The organism is Parcubacteria group bacterium (genome assembly GCA_041659505.1).
Taxonomy (GTDB): Bacteria; Patescibacteriota; Minisyncoccia; order Moranbacterales; family UBA2206; genus UBA9630.
Genome location: JBAZYF010000004.1, coordinates 116,428 through 133,440, shown reverse-complemented (window position 1 = coordinate 133,440; position 17,013 = coordinate 116,428). Strand labels below are relative to the sequence as shown.

11 protein-coding genes are annotated in these 17,013 nt (G+C 43.6%); all 11 read left to right on the top strand.

Features of this window, described 5'->3' with window-relative positions:
- Nucleotides 1–189: 189 nt before the first annotated feature.
- The 11 genes from glyA to WC848_05975 all read left to right on the top strand — a co-directional run bounded on the left by glyA (nt 190) and on the right by WC848_05975 (nt 17,000).
- A complete protein-coding gene (gene glyA, locus WC848_06025) occupies nt 190–1,434 on the top strand; it encodes a serine hydroxymethyltransferase (GenBank protein ID MFA5962214.1) in 1,245 nt (414 codons plus the stop codon).
- A 124-nt stretch (nt 1,435–1,558) separates the two neighbouring features.
- Nucleotides 1,559–2,596 carry a phosphoglycerate kinase gene (gene pgk / locus WC848_06020; protein MFA5962213.1) on the top strand — a complete coding sequence of 346 codons (1,038 nt, stop codon included), beginning with the start codon at nt 1,559–1,561 and terminating at the stop codon, nt 2,594–2,596.
- Between the two features lie 128 nt (nt 2,597–2,724).
- Nucleotides 2,725–3,978, top strand: a complete 1,254-nt coding sequence (gene eno / locus WC848_06015; GenBank protein MFA5962212.1) for a phosphopyruvate hydratase — start codon at nt 2,725–2,727, stop codon at nt 3,976–3,978.
- 115 nt (nt 3,979–4,093) lie between these two features.
- Nucleotides 4,094–5,677: a 2,3-bisphosphoglycerate-independent phosphoglycerate mutase gene (gene gpmI, locus WC848_06010; GenBank protein MFA5962211.1), complete on the top strand. Its 1,584-nt coding sequence runs from the start codon at nt 4,094–4,096 to the stop codon at nt 5,675–5,677.
- Nucleotides 5,678–5,721: 44 nt separating this feature from the next.
- Nucleotides 5,722–5,883: a hypothetical protein gene (locus WC848_06005; GenBank protein MFA5962210.1), complete on the top strand. Its 162-nt coding sequence runs from the start codon at nt 5,722–5,724 to the stop codon at nt 5,881–5,883.
- 60 nt (nt 5,884–5,943) lie between these two features.
- Complete coding sequence (locus WC848_06000) at nt 5,944–7,458, top strand: hypothetical protein (GenBank protein ID MFA5962209.1); 1,515 nt, start codon at nt 5,944–5,946, stop codon at nt 7,456–7,458.
- Between the two features lie 16 nt (nt 7,459–7,474).
- The gene (locus WC848_05995) at nt 7,475–9,394 is read left to right on the top strand and encodes a right-handed parallel beta-helix repeat-containing protein (GenBank protein MFA5962208.1); all 1,920 of its coding nucleotides are present in this window, start codon (nt 7,475–7,477) and stop codon (nt 9,392–9,394) included.
- Nucleotides 9,395–9,451: 57 nt separating this feature from the next.
- Nucleotides 9,452–11,449 (top strand): choice-of-anchor Q domain-containing protein, encoded by a 1,998-nt coding sequence (locus WC848_05990; protein ID MFA5962207.1) that lies wholly within the window; start codon nt 9,452–9,454, stop codon nt 11,447–11,449.
- Between the two features lie 20 nt (nt 11,450–11,469).
- Nucleotides 11,470–13,113 carry a hypothetical protein gene (locus WC848_05985; GenBank protein MFA5962206.1) on the top strand — a complete coding sequence of 548 codons (1,644 nt, stop codon included), beginning with the start codon at nt 11,470–11,472 and terminating at the stop codon, nt 13,111–13,113.
- Between the two features lie 14 nt (nt 13,114–13,127).
- Nucleotides 13,128–14,825 (top strand): right-handed parallel beta-helix repeat-containing protein, encoded by a 1,698-nt coding sequence (locus WC848_05980; GenBank protein MFA5962205.1) that lies wholly within the window; start codon nt 13,128–13,130, stop codon nt 14,823–14,825.
- A gap of 57 nt (nt 14,826–14,882) precedes the next feature.
- Complete coding sequence (locus tag WC848_05975) at nt 14,883–17,000, top strand: choice-of-anchor Q domain-containing protein (GenBank protein MFA5962204.1); 2,118 nt, start codon at nt 14,883–14,885, stop codon at nt 16,998–17,000.
- Nucleotides 17,001–17,013 lie beyond the last annotated feature (13 nt).

Here is a 17,013-nt window from a genome sequence, read left to right as displayed (position 1 = left end):
AAAAATAACTAAATTGTGTCATCCTGAGCGAAGTCCGTACTTGGACGTAGTCGAAGGATCTGCTAACCGTAACCCAGAGTTGTCTGCTTAACAATAAGGCTTACGATAATGGAAAGTAGATCCTTCGACTTCACTCAGGATGACATACTTAATTAAAAAGCGTAGGTTCTGAAAACAAATTACAAATGTATGAACTATAAATTTCTCTCCAAGGAAGATGCAAGAGTGGCGGAAATTATTGCTCGTGAAGAAAAACGTCAGACCGAAGAGTTGGAATTAATTGCTTCGGAAAATTATGTTTCTCCAGCCGTATTGGAAGCTCAGGGATCAGTGTTGACGAATAAATATAGCGAGGGCACGCCGGGACATCGCTATTATGGTGGTAATCAGATTATTGATGAGATGGAGATTTTGGCTATAAATCGTCTCAAAAAAATCTTTGGCGCGGCGCATGCCAATGTGCAACCGTTGTCTGGTTCACCGGCGAATGCCGCGGTGTATATGGCATTTTTGAAACCGGGCGACAAGGTGCTGGGACTAAAACTGGATCACGGCGGACATCTCTCGCACGGCCACCCGGTCAATTTTTCCGGGATGCTTTATAATTTCGTCCAATATGGCGTTGACCCAAAAACTGGACGGATTGATATGGCCGAAGTGCGCCGGATTGCCAAGCGGGAAAAACCAAAAATGATCGTAGCGGGCTATAGCGCTTATTCACGCGAAATCGACTGGAAAGCGTTCAAAAAAATTGCTGATGAAGTGGGTGCATTTACTTTTGCGGATATCGCGCACACGGCCGGACTGATTGCGGCGGGACTCTTAGCAAATCCCGTGCCATATTTTGATGTCGTTTCGACGACGACCCACAAGACCTTGCGTGGTCCGCGTGGTGCGGTGATTATGTGCCAGGAAAAGTTTGCGAAATTGATCGATCGGGCGGTTTTTCCCGGGATGCAGGGTGGTCCGCATAATCACACTACAGCGGCGAAAGCAGTCGCATTCGGTGAAATTCTAAAGCCGAACTTTAGAAAATATGCCGCGCAAGTGATTAAAAATGCCCAGACGATGGCGGAAGAATTTATTAAATTAGGCTACGAGGTAATCTCCGGTGGAACGGATAATCATCTGTTTATCCTAAACCTCGGTGCCAAAGGGATTGGGGGACGAGAAGCGGAAACAATTCTGGAGCAAATTGGGATCTCAGTCAGTCGCTCGACGATTCCTAATGATCCGAATCCGCCAATGAATCCATCGGGCATCCGCATCGGTTCGCCTGCCGCCACGACGCGCAAAATGAAAGAACGAGAAATGAAAAAAATTGTCCATTGGATTGATGAGGCTTTGCAAAATGGCAAAGATAAAAAAGTCTTGGCGCGGATCAAAAAAGACGTCAAAAAAATGTGCCTGGCGTTTCCGATTCCGACGAAATAGGGTAACTATAAATCTATTAAAACAAGGATGTATTTTTGTAGAGACGCCCCGCTGGGGCGTCTCTACAGCGTTATTTAATAATGTGCTATAATGAAAGCATAAAAAATTAACCAAGTAAAATCGTATGCAATTACGAAGAATTCAAGACGCCGATGTGGCGGGGAAGAAGGTTTTAGTGCGGGTGGATTTTAATGTGGCAATCGAAGATGGCCATGTCAAAGAAAGTTTTAAGATTCTAGCGGCCAAAGAAACAATCGATTATCTCATGGGCAAAAAATGTAAAGTGGCCCTAATTTCACACTTGGGACGACCCGACGGAAAAGTTGATCCGAAATTTTCTCTTGAGCAGGTCGTTGGAGATGCTGAGCTGATTCTGGCAGAAAAAATTGCTTTTGTGCCTGATTGTGTCGGTGAGAAAGTAAAAGTGGCCCTTGCGGAACTAAAGGATGGGGTATTGCTTCTGGAGAATGTGCGATTTTATGCCGGAGACGAAAAAAATGATCAAGATTTCTCCGAGCAACTGGCGGAAAATTTTGATTATTTTGTCAATGATGCTTTTAGCGCCTCCCATCGCGACCATGCCTCCGTGTCTGGTGTGGCGAAAGTTTTACCAGGTGCGGCCGGCTGTCGTTTGCAGGAAGAAATCGCCGAGATGACAATTGTCAAAGAGCATCCAGTGAGTCCCGCTGTCGCAATTATCGGTGGCGCAAAAATCGAAACCAAGTTGCCAGTGATCAAATTTTTTGAAGAGAAATATGATCACATTTTGGTCGGCGGGAAAATTGCCAATGAAGCGCTGGATCAAAAAATTCAATTCAGCGAAAAGGTGATTTTGCCGATTGATTTTATTGATGATCGGTTGGACATCGGACCAGAAACTTTAGCTAAGTTTAAGGAAATAATTTCCGGGGCGAAGACGATCGTCTGGAATGGGCCGACGGGAAAATTTGAAGAGGAGAAATATGCGGTTAGTTCTAACGAAATTCTTGAGGCAGTACTAGCTAGTGGTGCGTTTGTGCTGATTGGCGGAGGTGAAACATTAGAAATCCTCGAAAAAAATGACGCGATGGAAAAAGTCGATTTTGTTTCCACCGGTGGCGGAGCGATGCTAGATTATCTGGGCGGGAGCGCGATGCCGGGAATAGAATGTCTGAACCACTGACCTTGCCTCGCCATAGTTTTAACGAAGGCGGGTAAGCACCGATTAATCTGATTTCACTGAATGGAAATGTGGCACTGCAGAGAATAATTAATAGAGTTATGAAATTAGAATAAAAAAATATTAAATTTATGAGTAAGATCAAAAAAATCTACGCGCGAGAGATTTTGGACTCGCGGGGTAATCCGACAGTGGAAGTGGAAGTGAGTTTAGAATCCGGAGCGAAAGGAAGTTTTATGGTGCCGTCCGGGGCTTCGACTGGGGTGCATGAGGCATTGGAACTGCGTGACGGGGACAAGAGTCGTTATGGCGGACTGGGAGTAGAAAAAGCCGTGGCGAATGTGAATGAAAAAATTCAAAAAGCGCTCTTGGGAATGGAAGCCAGTGATCAAAAGGGCATTGACAAAGCGATGCTTATTTTGGACGGAACGGAAAATAAGACGGATCTGGGAGCCAATGCAATTTTGGGAGTTTCCATCGCAGTTTGTCGCGCGGCGGCTAACGAGTTGGATGTGCCGTTGTATAAATATATCGCCGAGACCTTCAAGTTGCCAAAAAAGTTCAAATTGCCAATTCCGATGTTTAACATCATTAACGGTGGTCAACATAGTGATTCGGGACTTTCCATCCAAGAATATAAATTAGTGCCGAACGGTGTGAAAACTTTCAAGGAGCAACTGCGCGCTGGCAGTGAAGTTTTTCATGCGCTCCAAAAGTTGCTTTCCGCCGAAGGCTTCAGTATCGGTGTGGGAGACGAGGGTGGGTTTGCCCCAAGATTAGAAAGCAATGCTAAGGCGCTGGAACTGATTAATTTAGCGATTGAAAAAGCCGGCTACAAAAAGGGCGCAGAGTTGAATATTGGTATTGATGCGGCAGCCAGTTCGTTTTTTGACGCGACAGAAAAGCAGTATCTGTTTAAACCGGAAAATGCTGTTTTGAGCCGAGAAGCGTTGGTTAATATTTATGTCGAATGGGTGAAAAAATATAACGTGATTTCTGTTGAAGATGGGCTTTCTGAAGATGATTTTGATGGCTGGGCCAAGATGAATGAAAAATTCGGCCAAGACGTGATGAATATCGGTGATGATCTTTTAGTGACAAACGTCAAAAGGGTCAAACTGGCGATTGCCAAAAAGGCTTGCAATGCTGTGCTCATCAAAGTCAACCAAATCGGCACGCTTTTCGAAACTATTGATTGTATCAAATTAGCCAAGAAAAATAAGATGAAAATCGTCGTCTCGCATCGCAGTGGAGAAACAACCGATGATTTTATCTCGGATCTTGCCGTTGGCGCTGGAGCAGATTATATGAAATCCGGATCGCTTTCGCGGGGAGAGCGGATTTGTAAGTATAATCGACTGCTTAGGATTGAGGAAGAAATCTAAAAAATCAGAACCACTGATTATCACTGAAAACACTGATTTCACTGAAGGGAATAATCAAAATTCAAAATCATGTGTAATCAGGAAAATCACGTGCTAATCATGTGGTTCAGTTATTATGAAAACACCAACTCTCCTAGTAATCCTCGACGGCTACGGTATCGCTCCGCCGGGCAAAGGCAACGCGATTACTCTCGCAAAAAAACCGACAATTGATCGGTTATTCGATCTTTATCCTTCCACGACACTTTGCGCGACGGGAACTTGCGTGGGACTACCTGATCACAAGATGAGTGGTTCGGAAGCGGGGCATATGAATATCGGTGCCGGTCGGATCGTGCCACAGGACTCGAAATATATCACTGATAGCATCAAAGATGGCAGTTTTTTTATGAATCCTGCGATGATCGGCGCGGTGAAGCATGTGAAAAAAACCGGTGGCAACTTTCATCTGATGGGGCTGATGGGTAATGGCGACAGTCCGCACAGTGATCCGGAGCATTTTCGCGCGATTCTCAAATTAGCCAAAAAAAATGGCGTCAAGGAAGTTTATTGCCATTTGTTTACAGATGGACGGGATTCTTATCCTAGGAGTGCACTAGAACATCTGAAATATTTCCGACGGATAATAAAAGAAGAGGGAATTGGAAAGATTGCAACTCTTTCTGGCCGGTTCTATGCGATGGATCGGGCCAAAAATTGGAAACGGTTGACCTTGGCCTATGACGCGGCCGTTTTTGCGCGCGGTGAAAAAGCTAACAGCGCTGAGGAGGCGATTGAAAGAGCCTACACTGCTGGACTAACAGACGAGTATCTCTTGCCGACAGTCATTCTGGAGAATAGTGCACCTGCCCGCAATGCTACGCATAGCGTTGCAGGCGGGCCTGTAGCGCAGATCAAAAAAGACGACGCCTTAGTTTTCTATAATTTCCGTTCTGACCGCGCCAGGCAATTCAGTAAATTATTTATCGCCAATGATGAAAAAAGCATCCTGCGTGATGATATGCCAGTTATCGACAAGATTGGAAATTTATATTTCGTCGCACTGACTGATTTTGGTCCTGGCTTGGATGAGCATACGGCTTTTCCGGAATATACAATCTCGGCCACTTTGCCTATGGTGCTGGGGGATATTCGCCAACTATATATCGCTGAGTCAGAAAAATTCGCCCACGTGACCTATTTTCTTAACGGTGGCTACGCTGATCCGGTCGGAGGGGAAATGCGGATTATGATCAAATCTCCCATTGTTGATTCCTACGCCGAAGTTCCGGAGATGTCGGCGGAAAAAATAACGGACAAAATTTTGGAAGTGCTGGAAAAAAATGAATACGATTTCATTGCAGTCAATTATGCTAACGCGGATATGGTCGGACATACCGGAGATCTTGGCGCAACAATTAAAGCGGTAGAATTTTTGGATAAGCAAATCGAACGATTGGCGAAAAAAGTTTTAGAGCTTCAGGGAAACTTGATTATTACCGCAGATCATGGCAACGCGGATGACATGATCGACTTTAGCAGTGACCAGCCCAATACCTATCACACAAAAAATCCTGTGCCCTTTTTGATCATTAGCGAAAAACTTAAAGATAAAAAACTGAGAGACGGGGGAGTGCTGGGCAACATTGCGCCGACTATTTTGGATATTTTGGAAATAGAAAAGCCAAAATTAATGGCCAAAAATTCTTTGCTAAGCTAGTTTTTCAGGTAATGACCTTGTTACGTAACAAGGTAAGTAACAATATGAAAAATAATGAAATCAGAAAATTGACCCGGCTTGGCAAAAGAAGCATCGGGCTGACTTTGCCGATCGAAATCGTGCGTGAATTAGGCTGGAAAGAAAAACAGAAAGTGGTGGTGAAAAAAGTGCGAGGCGGCTTTTTGGTGAAAGATTGGAAAAAATAGGAGTCGCTAGGTAAAAATAAAAATGTCAGCCCGAGGATGATTTGTCTTGGGCAGAAAAAAATGCGCCAAAACTTGAAACTAAAAATCTTTTTTCTCATAATTCTTTTTTGTGGAGTGTTTGGAGTGGCGGGGAAAACTTTTGGGGCAACTAGGAATGTTACTTGTTCCGGTGATATTACAACTGCACTTACCAGTGCGACAAGCTTGGCAATCGACGGAGACGTGGTCAATATTAGTGTCGGATCTTGCAACGTCAATCCTGCTTGGGATAACGGTGTAGGTTGGGTGGATAAAAATATAACACTTCAAGGGCAGGGACATGGTTCTTGCGCAGGTAGCACATGTTCTTGTAATCCATCCGTTGATACTTGTTTAACGACTGACGACGGATTGATGAACACAAGCGGAATTTATTCCAGTGAAACAAATAGTACAAAAATGGCCTGGAGGGTGACAAATATTTTTTTAACTAGCTTAAATAATGGTGGCGGGTTTTCTCTTTCTAATGACGGCTATAATTATCCAGTTCAACCGTCAGGCACTAGTTATGGCTGGAGGATTGATCATATGACTTTCTATTACCCTAATACCTGCGGTCCGCACGCAATTACGATTCGCGGACTCGCCTTTGGCCTCATTGATCATAACTATTTTGTCATGAATTGCGAGTCAACTATTATATATGACGGAGAATTTTCTTCGGAAGACGGTTCGATAAATAATATTTTCGGAGCATATAACCTAGCACAGCCTTTTCAGCCGGGAAGTTTAAATGCAATTTACATTGAAGACAACACTTTCGTGGCTAGTTCAACCGGACCCTACGGTGCTTCCGGCTATGCGGCTATCGACAGCGGTTATCGGGGAGGAAGGATAGTTTTTCGCCATAATACGCTCACAGATGTGGGATTATATTCTCACTGGACGACAGGAGGAAGCGTCAACACACAATGGTGGGAGGTTTATAATAATAAATTTAGTTGGGATTATGGCGGTGATTGGTTGACTCCGATGCGCATCCATGGCGGTGGCACGGGTCTAATTTATGACAATACTTTTGTCGGTTGGCCGGAAAATGCAATTAGGATAGGAGAGGGGAGGCTTCCTGAGCAGGATCAGACCGGAGCGCCACTACTTTACTGCGATGGCACACATGCTTGGGACGGAAATGCGGGCGATGCTTCTGCTCCTGGCTGGCCCTGCCTTGCGCAAACCGGAAGGGCGGCGGGAAAAACTATGGCGCAGATACTTTCTGGCGATAAACAAACAACTTTCCCCCTCTATGTCTGGAATAATGGCCTTCAGGACAAGTGCTATGATTCTTCAGCCTTGGGGCTAGCATGTGACAATAGCTTCGGTGTTGTCATTTATAGTGGAGTCAATTATTTCAAAAGCACGCCACATGTTACAGCGGGATTTGGTAATGGGGACGTTGACTATTCCATTACGGCGAGTCAGCCATCAGGCGCAGGAAATCATACTTTGACTTATACCCCGTTAATTTATCCGCATCCACTCCAAGACTTGATTGATGTTTCTCATCCTGAAGTCCCAACTGGTCTCGCAGTAAATTAAAATTGGAAAAAGCAAAATGCTAAAGCAAAGACTAAAATTAAAAATATTTTTTCTTGCAATCCTATTTTTTGCAATTTTTGGCGTGAGTGCCAAAGCCAGCGCCGCCACCTATTACGTCAAAAATGGTGGCAACGATAGTCTCTCAGGACTCAACGACGCAAATGCTTGGGCGACCACTGCCAAAGTTGAGGCGACAGTGACGAGTGGCGACACGGTCTATTTCAACAATCAAGGCACTTGGGCAGTCAATCCGCCTGCCATAACAGCAAAGGAGGGTGCGACTTATGATGGTTCGACGTACGGCTCTGGCGCGAGGGCGATTTTACGGGCAACAGGAGATAAGGATGATGCTGGGTATGATGGTGACGGAGTAATTATTGTTTCCAAGAGCCACGTCAATATCAAAGGCTTCGAAATCGATGTGGCTTCGCATGACACTAGCGGTATCGATGCCTGCGGTTATTGCAATGAAAGTTTCACCGATCTCGCGATCGATGATTGTGTCGTGCATGATGTGGGAACGACCTATCAAGATTGGTGGATCAGGGGAATCTACATTGGCACTGTTGGGGGATATAATTATTCTGTTGAAAATGTTTCCATAACAAATACGGAAGTATATAACACTATGCGGGCGGGAATTGTTATCTATCCGACTTGGACGCGAAGCGGGCATAGTATCGAAAATGTTTTAGTTCGAAATTGCACCGTCCATGACACAGGCATAGGGATTGATTCGGATGGGAATAGTCTTGCTGGTTATGGCAATGGAGTGGATATCAAAGATGATGCAGATAACGTCACTGTTGAATATTGTACGCTCTATAATAATGCCGGCAATGGAGCACAGATTGAGACTTATGCGAGAGCGGCTAATGTGCCATACAACAACCCGGTTGGAACTTTGCAGGACGGTGAAATTGTATCATGGGATCATGGCCAAGGTGCTTGGTCAGGCGGAGCAGATACCGGACAAGTAGTTTTTTCAGCCCAAACTCACATGCAAGCAAGTCCGCTCTTCATTTCTATGCCGAATGATTATATCGTTGCCCCTTCCGATGGCGATGTGCTTAAGGGAAATACGAGCGGAGCAACTGTTGTGACCGACGGAGAATTTATCCCCGCAGACCCGGGTGTTCCCAATGATATTGTGTTTAGATATAATATTGTGCGGAATAATAATCAGGGTTTTGTATTCGCCAATGCCCTCGGAAGCAGAACTTTTGATGCAAGGCTGTATGGCAATTTGTTTATTGATAATAAAAATGATCTTAAGATTCCTAGTTGCCACTATGGAGACACGGTCGTGGATATCTATAACAATACCTTTTACAACGTAAACAGTACGGCTGCGATTAAAGGTAGTATCTACATCGGAGATGGCGGGGCGATTGGGATCCAAAATAATGACATCAAGGGCAACCCTACATTCAATTTCAAAAATAATATTGTCTACAGCGGAGATTATCCCGCTATAACAGAATGTTATAATAACGACCATGATACCTGCACCCAAGGCCATCTAACAAGAGCTAATAATATTTATTACCGGTCGATTGGAGGGCCAACGGCAACTGTCATCCGCTATGGAACATATGGCACTAATGCTAGAAATTATAATTTAGCGCAAGTAAGAGATTGGGACGCCTCTGCACTAATTGATCCGCCAACATTCACCGGGGGCACTCTTCCGGTTAGTTTCAGCGGAACTTATGGCACTAATCTGCTTCCTAATACTGACTATTTCAGAATCACTTCTGGCAGTTCTCTCAACGCCGGCGCCACGCTTGGCAGTCCCTATGACGGCAACATCAATACCGCCGGAACAGCCAATCCGATTGCTAGAATTGCCGGAGCGTATGATATTGGTGCGTATGAATATTTTGGAACTGATACAACGTCGCCAATAGCTCCGGGAGGACTTATGGTAAATTAAAATGCAAATATCAAAATGCCCGCCTGCCGCGAAATTCCATAAAATTAATTCGAGCTTATGAAAATATTAACAAATAACCAGTCAAAAACTTTTAATATGGGCGGCATTTCGGGCAGGCAAAATGACAATTTAAAACTAAAAATCTTTTTTCTAGCGGTTTTATTTCCGACAGTTTTTTGCATGAAAGCGCTAGATGCCAGCGCGGCAGAATATTATATGCGATTTGATGGAACGGCTTCTGATAAGTCCGCTGCCACCTCCTGCTCTTCCGCTTCAACAGCTATGTCCGTTGCTACGCACAATGCTCAGACATTTGCTCCAGGCGATACTATTTATATTTGCGATGATGGTATGGAAGAAAGAACAACGACGCATGGTGGAACAGTGTATGCTTATAGGCCTACTGGGAATGAATCACCTTTATTTATTCCTCCTTCTGATGGAGCAGAAGGAAGTCCTATCACATATACCGCGGCACCAGGTGATTCTCCTGTGATTGATCGAACGTTTTTATTGACAGGGACATGGACAAATACAACAAATGTCAGCATTTATACTGGAAATTATATCTATACATATAATCAAACCTATATAAGACCGAGAGTTTTATGGGAAGACGGAGTGCCATTGTTGCCTGGCAGTAGTGCATCATTGACTAATGGATGGTTTTATTATTCTGGGTCTGTATTGTATTATAGTCCATCAAGCGGAGCACCTTCTGACCGCATATTAGAATCTCTTGGATGGACCATGGGCGGTGAGGGTGCAACTTCTAATTATGCCCCTGCCGGATTTGATATTCGTGATAGAAGTTATATTACAGTTGATGGCTTAACATTTACTCGATGTCCTACTGCGATACATATGGGGCATGGAGCATCTGGGTCGTCAAATTTACAGGGCAATGTCGTTTCTAATAATACAATATCTAATACCTATTGGGCGATTTGGGGGGTTGTTGATGCTTCCACGAATGCTGTTTTGTCAGATATGACAATACAAGGAAATCATATAAGTTATTGTAATTCTGGAATATCATTTTGGGCAAGTAATGGCACTGAAGGCGTTGGAAAACATTCAAATTATTTAGTAACAGAAAATGAGATAACCCATCATGGGGAAATTATAATTCCAAGTGGTCAATCAATAAATACAGTGCCTGAATTCACCCATTATTTTGATACCGCTGACTGTGAAGGTATATCATGGCAAGCAGTACAGGATAGTACGATTAGTGATAATCTTATTAGTTGCAGTTTAACGGGTGATCAGGCGACTGCCCTTATTGCGTCATCTTCGCTTAATGCATTAAGAGCTTATTATTATTTTCAATATGCTGATTCTGCGCCTATCCAAGGAAATACGTTTACAAAAAATAAAATCATTGGACCAATGACTGCTATGTATTCGTCGGGAAGGTTAGATTGGGGATTCCAAAATAATGTATGGTCAAATAATTTAGTCATACAGACGTCAACTCATGCCGATTCAGCTTTCGCTTATACGGGTCAAAGTGCAACACAAGCTAATCCTCTTACTGGAGAAAATTATTTTATAAATAATTCGATTTATGCTCCTAATGCCGGAGGTGGCGTTGCTCTCAATTCTGGATGTGCTTATACTCCAGGAAATTTTACAATAAAAAATAATATTTTCTATTCAAAATTAGGAATAGCAATTTATTATGGCGCCTATAATGCTGGTTCAGTAGAAATAGATAATAATATTAATTATAATCATTCCGGAAATTCCATTCAAACTGTTTTTGGTGGGGGAATGAATCCTGTATCATGGGCAACATGGCAAGGAAATGGATTTGATGTCAATGGATTTGAAAGCGCGGATCCAAATTATGCCGATCCTTCCGAGGGCGATTTAAGCATAAGCACTTCTTCAACTGCTTATGACAATGGAGCAACACTTGGGAGTCCCTATAATGTGGATTATCTTGGAGTTGCAAGACCACAAGGATCGGCTTATGATATCGGCGCCTATGAATACCAAGGATCTGACGCGACTCCACCGAATATGCCGAGCGGATTAGCAGTGGAATAATTTAAAATTGTAAATTTGAAATGAATTTTAAAATAATAAAACTAAAAATATTTTTCCTGGCAATTCTATTTTTTGCAATTTTTGGCATGAGTTCAAAAGCCAGCGCCGCGACCTATTATGTCAAAAACGGTGGAAATGATTCCTTGTCTGGTATTGATGATGCTAATGCTTGGGCGCACTGTCCAGGTATGGTGGAGTGGACAGGCTCGACTGTACTTACCAGCGGAGATGTTGTTTATTTCAACACGCAGGGGTCGTGGATATCAGAGTTGGCACCTACGCTGATAACAAAAACTGGTGTTACATATCGCGGCAAGGGGTACGGAACAGGAACACAACAGCGTGCATTTTTAAAAGCTATTAATAATGGTACAGATCCCACAAAATCATATGGGGTAGTTCAAATTGGAGTTAGTAATGTTCTCTTTGGTGGGTTTGAGATAGATGGAGGTTCAACAAACGTTTTTGGGATAGATGCATGTCATACGTTCGCTACTGCTGATTTTGGTCACATTGCCATCGATGATAATGTAGTCCATGATTGCGGTTCAGCCGCGCAAGGGTCTAATGGAATATATATTGGGACGGTACAGCCAGACGGTTTAACCGTAAGCGATATAACCATGACCAATAATGTCGTATATAATTCTGGATGGGGCGGAATATCAGTTTATCCTACTTGGGCAAGAACTGCTTATGTCAGGGACGTAATTATTAGAAATAATGAAGTGTACAACTCAAGCATGTCGGCTGATAAAAGTTCAGGTGGCTTACGACTTAAAGATGACATCACTAATTTAGTAGCAGAATATAATAATATTCATGATAATTATTACGGGGTTACTGTTGAATGTTCTGAATATGAGAGTACTAAATGCATGACTGGTGTCACTTTACGGCATAATCTCATATACTCAAGCCGGTACTCAGGAATATCATTTACTCCGAGAGGTTTTGCTATAGAAATGGATATTTATGGCAATATTATTTACAATAGCGGATCATCTGGCTCCCCCGTTTCAACTGGTGTTCACTTTACTACGGCTGATTATGGATTGGTGAGGGATAGCAAAAATAGCATAATCAATTTCTACAATAATACTGTAGCTCAAATCAGCACAACTAACACAGATTATACTCAAGGCCAGTGTATAACAACTGGAGGCGTCGTTACTGGACTGACAGCAAATGTGAGGAATAATATTTTTTGGCAGCATCAGAATAATAAAAACACGGCCTTAATACAGTCGGATGTTCTTAATCATTCTAACAATTTGTATTATCAAGACAATGCCTTGTCTCATCCAGAAATTAAGTGGGTTCAGGTTGACGCGTCTGCTTACGATGCCTCTGATTTAGCCTCATGGGAAACATCCGGAGTACAAGTAACAAACCCACTTTTCACAGGAGGGGAGCTACCTACTGGCTTCTCTGGAACATATGGAACTGACATGGCGCCCAACGCCGACTATTTCAAAATCACCTCTGGCGACGCTTTGAACAACGGTGCCACACTCGGCAGTCCCTATGACGGCAACATCAACACCGCCGGCACAGCCAATCCGATTGCCAGAATTGCCGGCGCCTATGATATTGGAGCGTATGAATATCAAGGCACAGACATAATTTCTCCTTCCGCACCCAGCGGACTTAGTGTAAACTAAGAGAAAGAATAAAAATGCTAAAAGTAAAAGTAAAATTAAAACTAAAAATATTTTTCCTCGCAATCCTATTTTTTGCAATTTTCGGCGCGAGCGCCAAAGCCAGTGCCGCCACATATTATGTCAAAAACGGAGGCAATGACAGTTTGTCTGGATTGGATGATGCCAATGCTTGGGCGACGCCTGATCGCGTTATGGCTACTGCCGGATATTCAAATATAGTTGCTAGCGGGGATACGGTTTATTTCCGGTCGCAGGATACCTGGACGGGCGATAATCCTTTGTTGATCGCGACGTCCGGTGTTGCCTATGACGGGTCAGCTTACGGGACAGGTACAAGAGCTAAATTGAAAGCTACTGCCATATCAAACACTTCTACGGTCAGAATAATAGAGAGTGACGTAATCTTTGCAGGTTTTGAAGTTGACGGTAGTCAAATAAATTCTGGTGGAATCTATATTGGATACTCAAATTCTTCACCAATATCAAATATTACGGTGGATAACTGCGTTGTCCACGATCAAGGGCAGCCGACAGGAAACACCCAGAAATATTGGATGTATGGCATATTGGTCGGCGCAAAAGCGAATTCCAGCATTGTTAATACTAACATCAACATAACCAATTGCGAAATATATAATACCTACCATGAGGGAATCGCCGTATACCCGAGCTGGGGCAATACTGCAAACTGCGGAAACGGTGTTGACGGGGTAATAATAAGCCATTGCAAGGTGTATGATAACGGCACGGATAATAACGACAGCAATAAATCCGGAAATGGTATCGCGATAGCGGTAAATAACAATTCAAAAAACGTGACGATAGAGTGGTGTGATCTTTATGACACCGGCGCGGTGGCTCCGGGGCAGATTTACGGAATAAGCGTTAGGGACTCACTAGATGGGCCGATTAATGGGATACCTACTGATTTAGTGGTGCGATATAACTTAATTCGCAATAACACAAAAGATGGCATTATCTTTCAAAACTTTTATGCTCAAGATCAGACAAGTTATTTTTATAATAATCTGATTTATAATAATGTGGGTTATGGAATCAATTTTAGCAGTTCAGACTATGGAAACTCCGAATTTGGAATTTACAACAACACGCTATATGCAGAGGCGAACGGAATAGATACTTTTGTTGGGTGCATTGGTTTTTCAAGGGATAGTAGCACTATAAGTGGAACGCCTACATTTAATTTGAAAAATAATATATTAAGCGTAGTAACAACTTCGATATCTGCCTATGATTATATCCCTATGTACGCTGACATTGGCAGTGGAACGCTCATCCACAATAATAATCTATATTATCGTTCAAGCGGGACAGATCACGTCTATGTCTCAACCGGCAACTGGGGAGAGCATATCGTTTATGACGGAGAGGGTGATAATATAATAACTGCAGCATGGGAACCGACGGCCAAGATCACAGTTCCAACGTTTGCAGGTGGCACTTTGCCCACCGGATTTTCCGGCACCTATGGAACTAATTTGCTCCCCAACGCCGACTATTTCAAAATCACCTCCGGCGACGCAATCAATAACGGCGCTACAATCGGCAGTCCCTATTATGGCAATATTAACACCGCCGGCACAGCCAATCCGATTGCCAGAATTGCCGGCGCCTATGATATTGGAGCGTATGAATATTTTGGAACAGACACGACGTCCCCAATAACACCTCAAGGATTAAGTGTTGAATAAAAGTGATGTAAATAATATGTTACGTAACAAGGCAAGTAACAGAATAAATTTAATTTTATGATGAAGGCTAAAAGGCTAAACGCTAAATTAATTTTTCTCGGTCTAATTATCTTTGGTGGAATTTTTAGTTTTGGTGCTAGAGCTAGTGCCACGAACTACTATGTCCGCACGGATGGAAATGATAATTGTAATGGTTCTGTTGATGCTTCCGGATCATCTGGAAACTGTGCTTTTCGTACGGTGCAGAAAGGGATTGATGTGGCCGTTTCTCCTGGGGATGTAGTTAATATTCGAGGCGACCACACGGACGAGGGATTGCTGACGACAAAAGCAGATGGATGCTCGGGCGCAAGTTGCGCGACCAGTCCGACTTACATCACTATTCAAATCACTCCCGGCGCCCAGCAATATTCGGCGATTATCCGTCCAGGCATCCAGATAAATCATAGCTACAATATCGTCAATGGTCTGGGTATCACCGGTTCTTATGGTTATTCTTCCGGGTACGCGGGCGTAACTTTCGGTTGGGATAGCTCACCGAGTCACTCCAAAGTAACCAGTTGTCATTTCTATAACCCTAGCCAATCTGTAGGCAGCGCAGCCATAACTTTTGACGGGCATGACAATATTGCTGAAAATAATCTGATTGAAGGAGACACGAATCCGGTTCTGGTTGGTGGACATCACACGGGTGCGAACGGTACGACACTGTCGGATAGTTATAGTTCTGCTTGGACGTCCAATCAGTGGCAGGGTCGGCGAATTTGGGATTTTACGGATCCGGGAGACAGTTGGGCCGGAACTGATGCGGGGACAGTCATTGCTAATGACGCTCATTCTTTGACCACATCTCTTGGCATCACTTGGGAAACTGGCGATTGCTATGCGATTGGATCATCTTATTGGATTCCGATTGTTTCTGGCGGAGTGGATAATATTTTTCGTCGAAATATCGTGCGTAACTTGATTAACACGGAAAGAGTGTTTGATGGATTGCTTGAGGGAACGATTATCGAAGATAATGAAGTCTCAAATCTTTTGGATTCCAATGAGAACCGACCGGATTTGGCGGACAATTGTGGTGCGCACACTGATCTTTTCCAAATAGTCGGGGGTGATTCCTTCGACGTGACAATTCAGAATAATTATTTCCATGATTTGGAAGCTCAGACCTGCATGATGGAGGGAGACAATAATCATGATTGGCTGGTGCATAATAATATTTTTGCTAATATTACGCACAGAAATACTTGCTTTGCTGCTCCTAATGATAAAATTTACAACAATACTTTTTTCAATATTGCTCAGTCTGATCAAGTCTATCCTTTGGAAGGTTGGGCGACCGGCGGTGAATATCGCAATAATATTATTATTGGCGGAACAACTAATCCGAATTTCGGCATCATTGGTGGCGGGCCGATGGGAGATTGGGTGGAGTGCGCCAAAAATGTTATCACGCAAACTTGGTCGGTCAATACGGATATTTCACATTGGATCGGGCAGGGTGGAGAGCAAGCGATGCTCACCGCCAACGGTTCGGTTTATGTTGGAGCCGGTAGTGGCAACACCGGTGCAACGCCGCCAAACTGGAGTGCGAATTGCCCCAACGTTGGCAACACTTGCACGGACAGTGGAATCACTTGGACCAACACCGCTTGGAACACGACTTGTGTAGTCAGTGGAACGGTCGATGTAATGTTTGGTGACCAGTGGGGCTGGAATAAAAAAACCGGTGTAACCAGTTCTTTCACCTGCAATCCTTCGGCTGTTCCCGATGGCGATCCACGGATCTATGACGCTGAAGGAATAAAAAGCTGTCTCATTAAAGATAGTTCAAACAACCCCGCGTCCAACAACTATTATGGTATGTGGAATCCGCCGACCTATGGCGCGAGAACAGCAGAGCTGATCGATGAAACCGGTGATCATGATTATATTAACGGCGGAAACCCTAAATTTATCGCTGCCTATACGGACTGCGTTAATAATACCTGTGATTTTCGGCTTCAGTCGGACAGCCCGCTCATCGGAGCTGGAATTCCTTTGGCTGGCGTGCCGACGGATAAGGTTGGATTTTCTCGTCCAGATCCACCATCGATCGGTGCCTATGAATATATTTCCGGCATAGAAGATGTGACTGCGCCAACTTCGCCGAGCGGATTTAGTGTGAGTTGATAAATAATTGTGT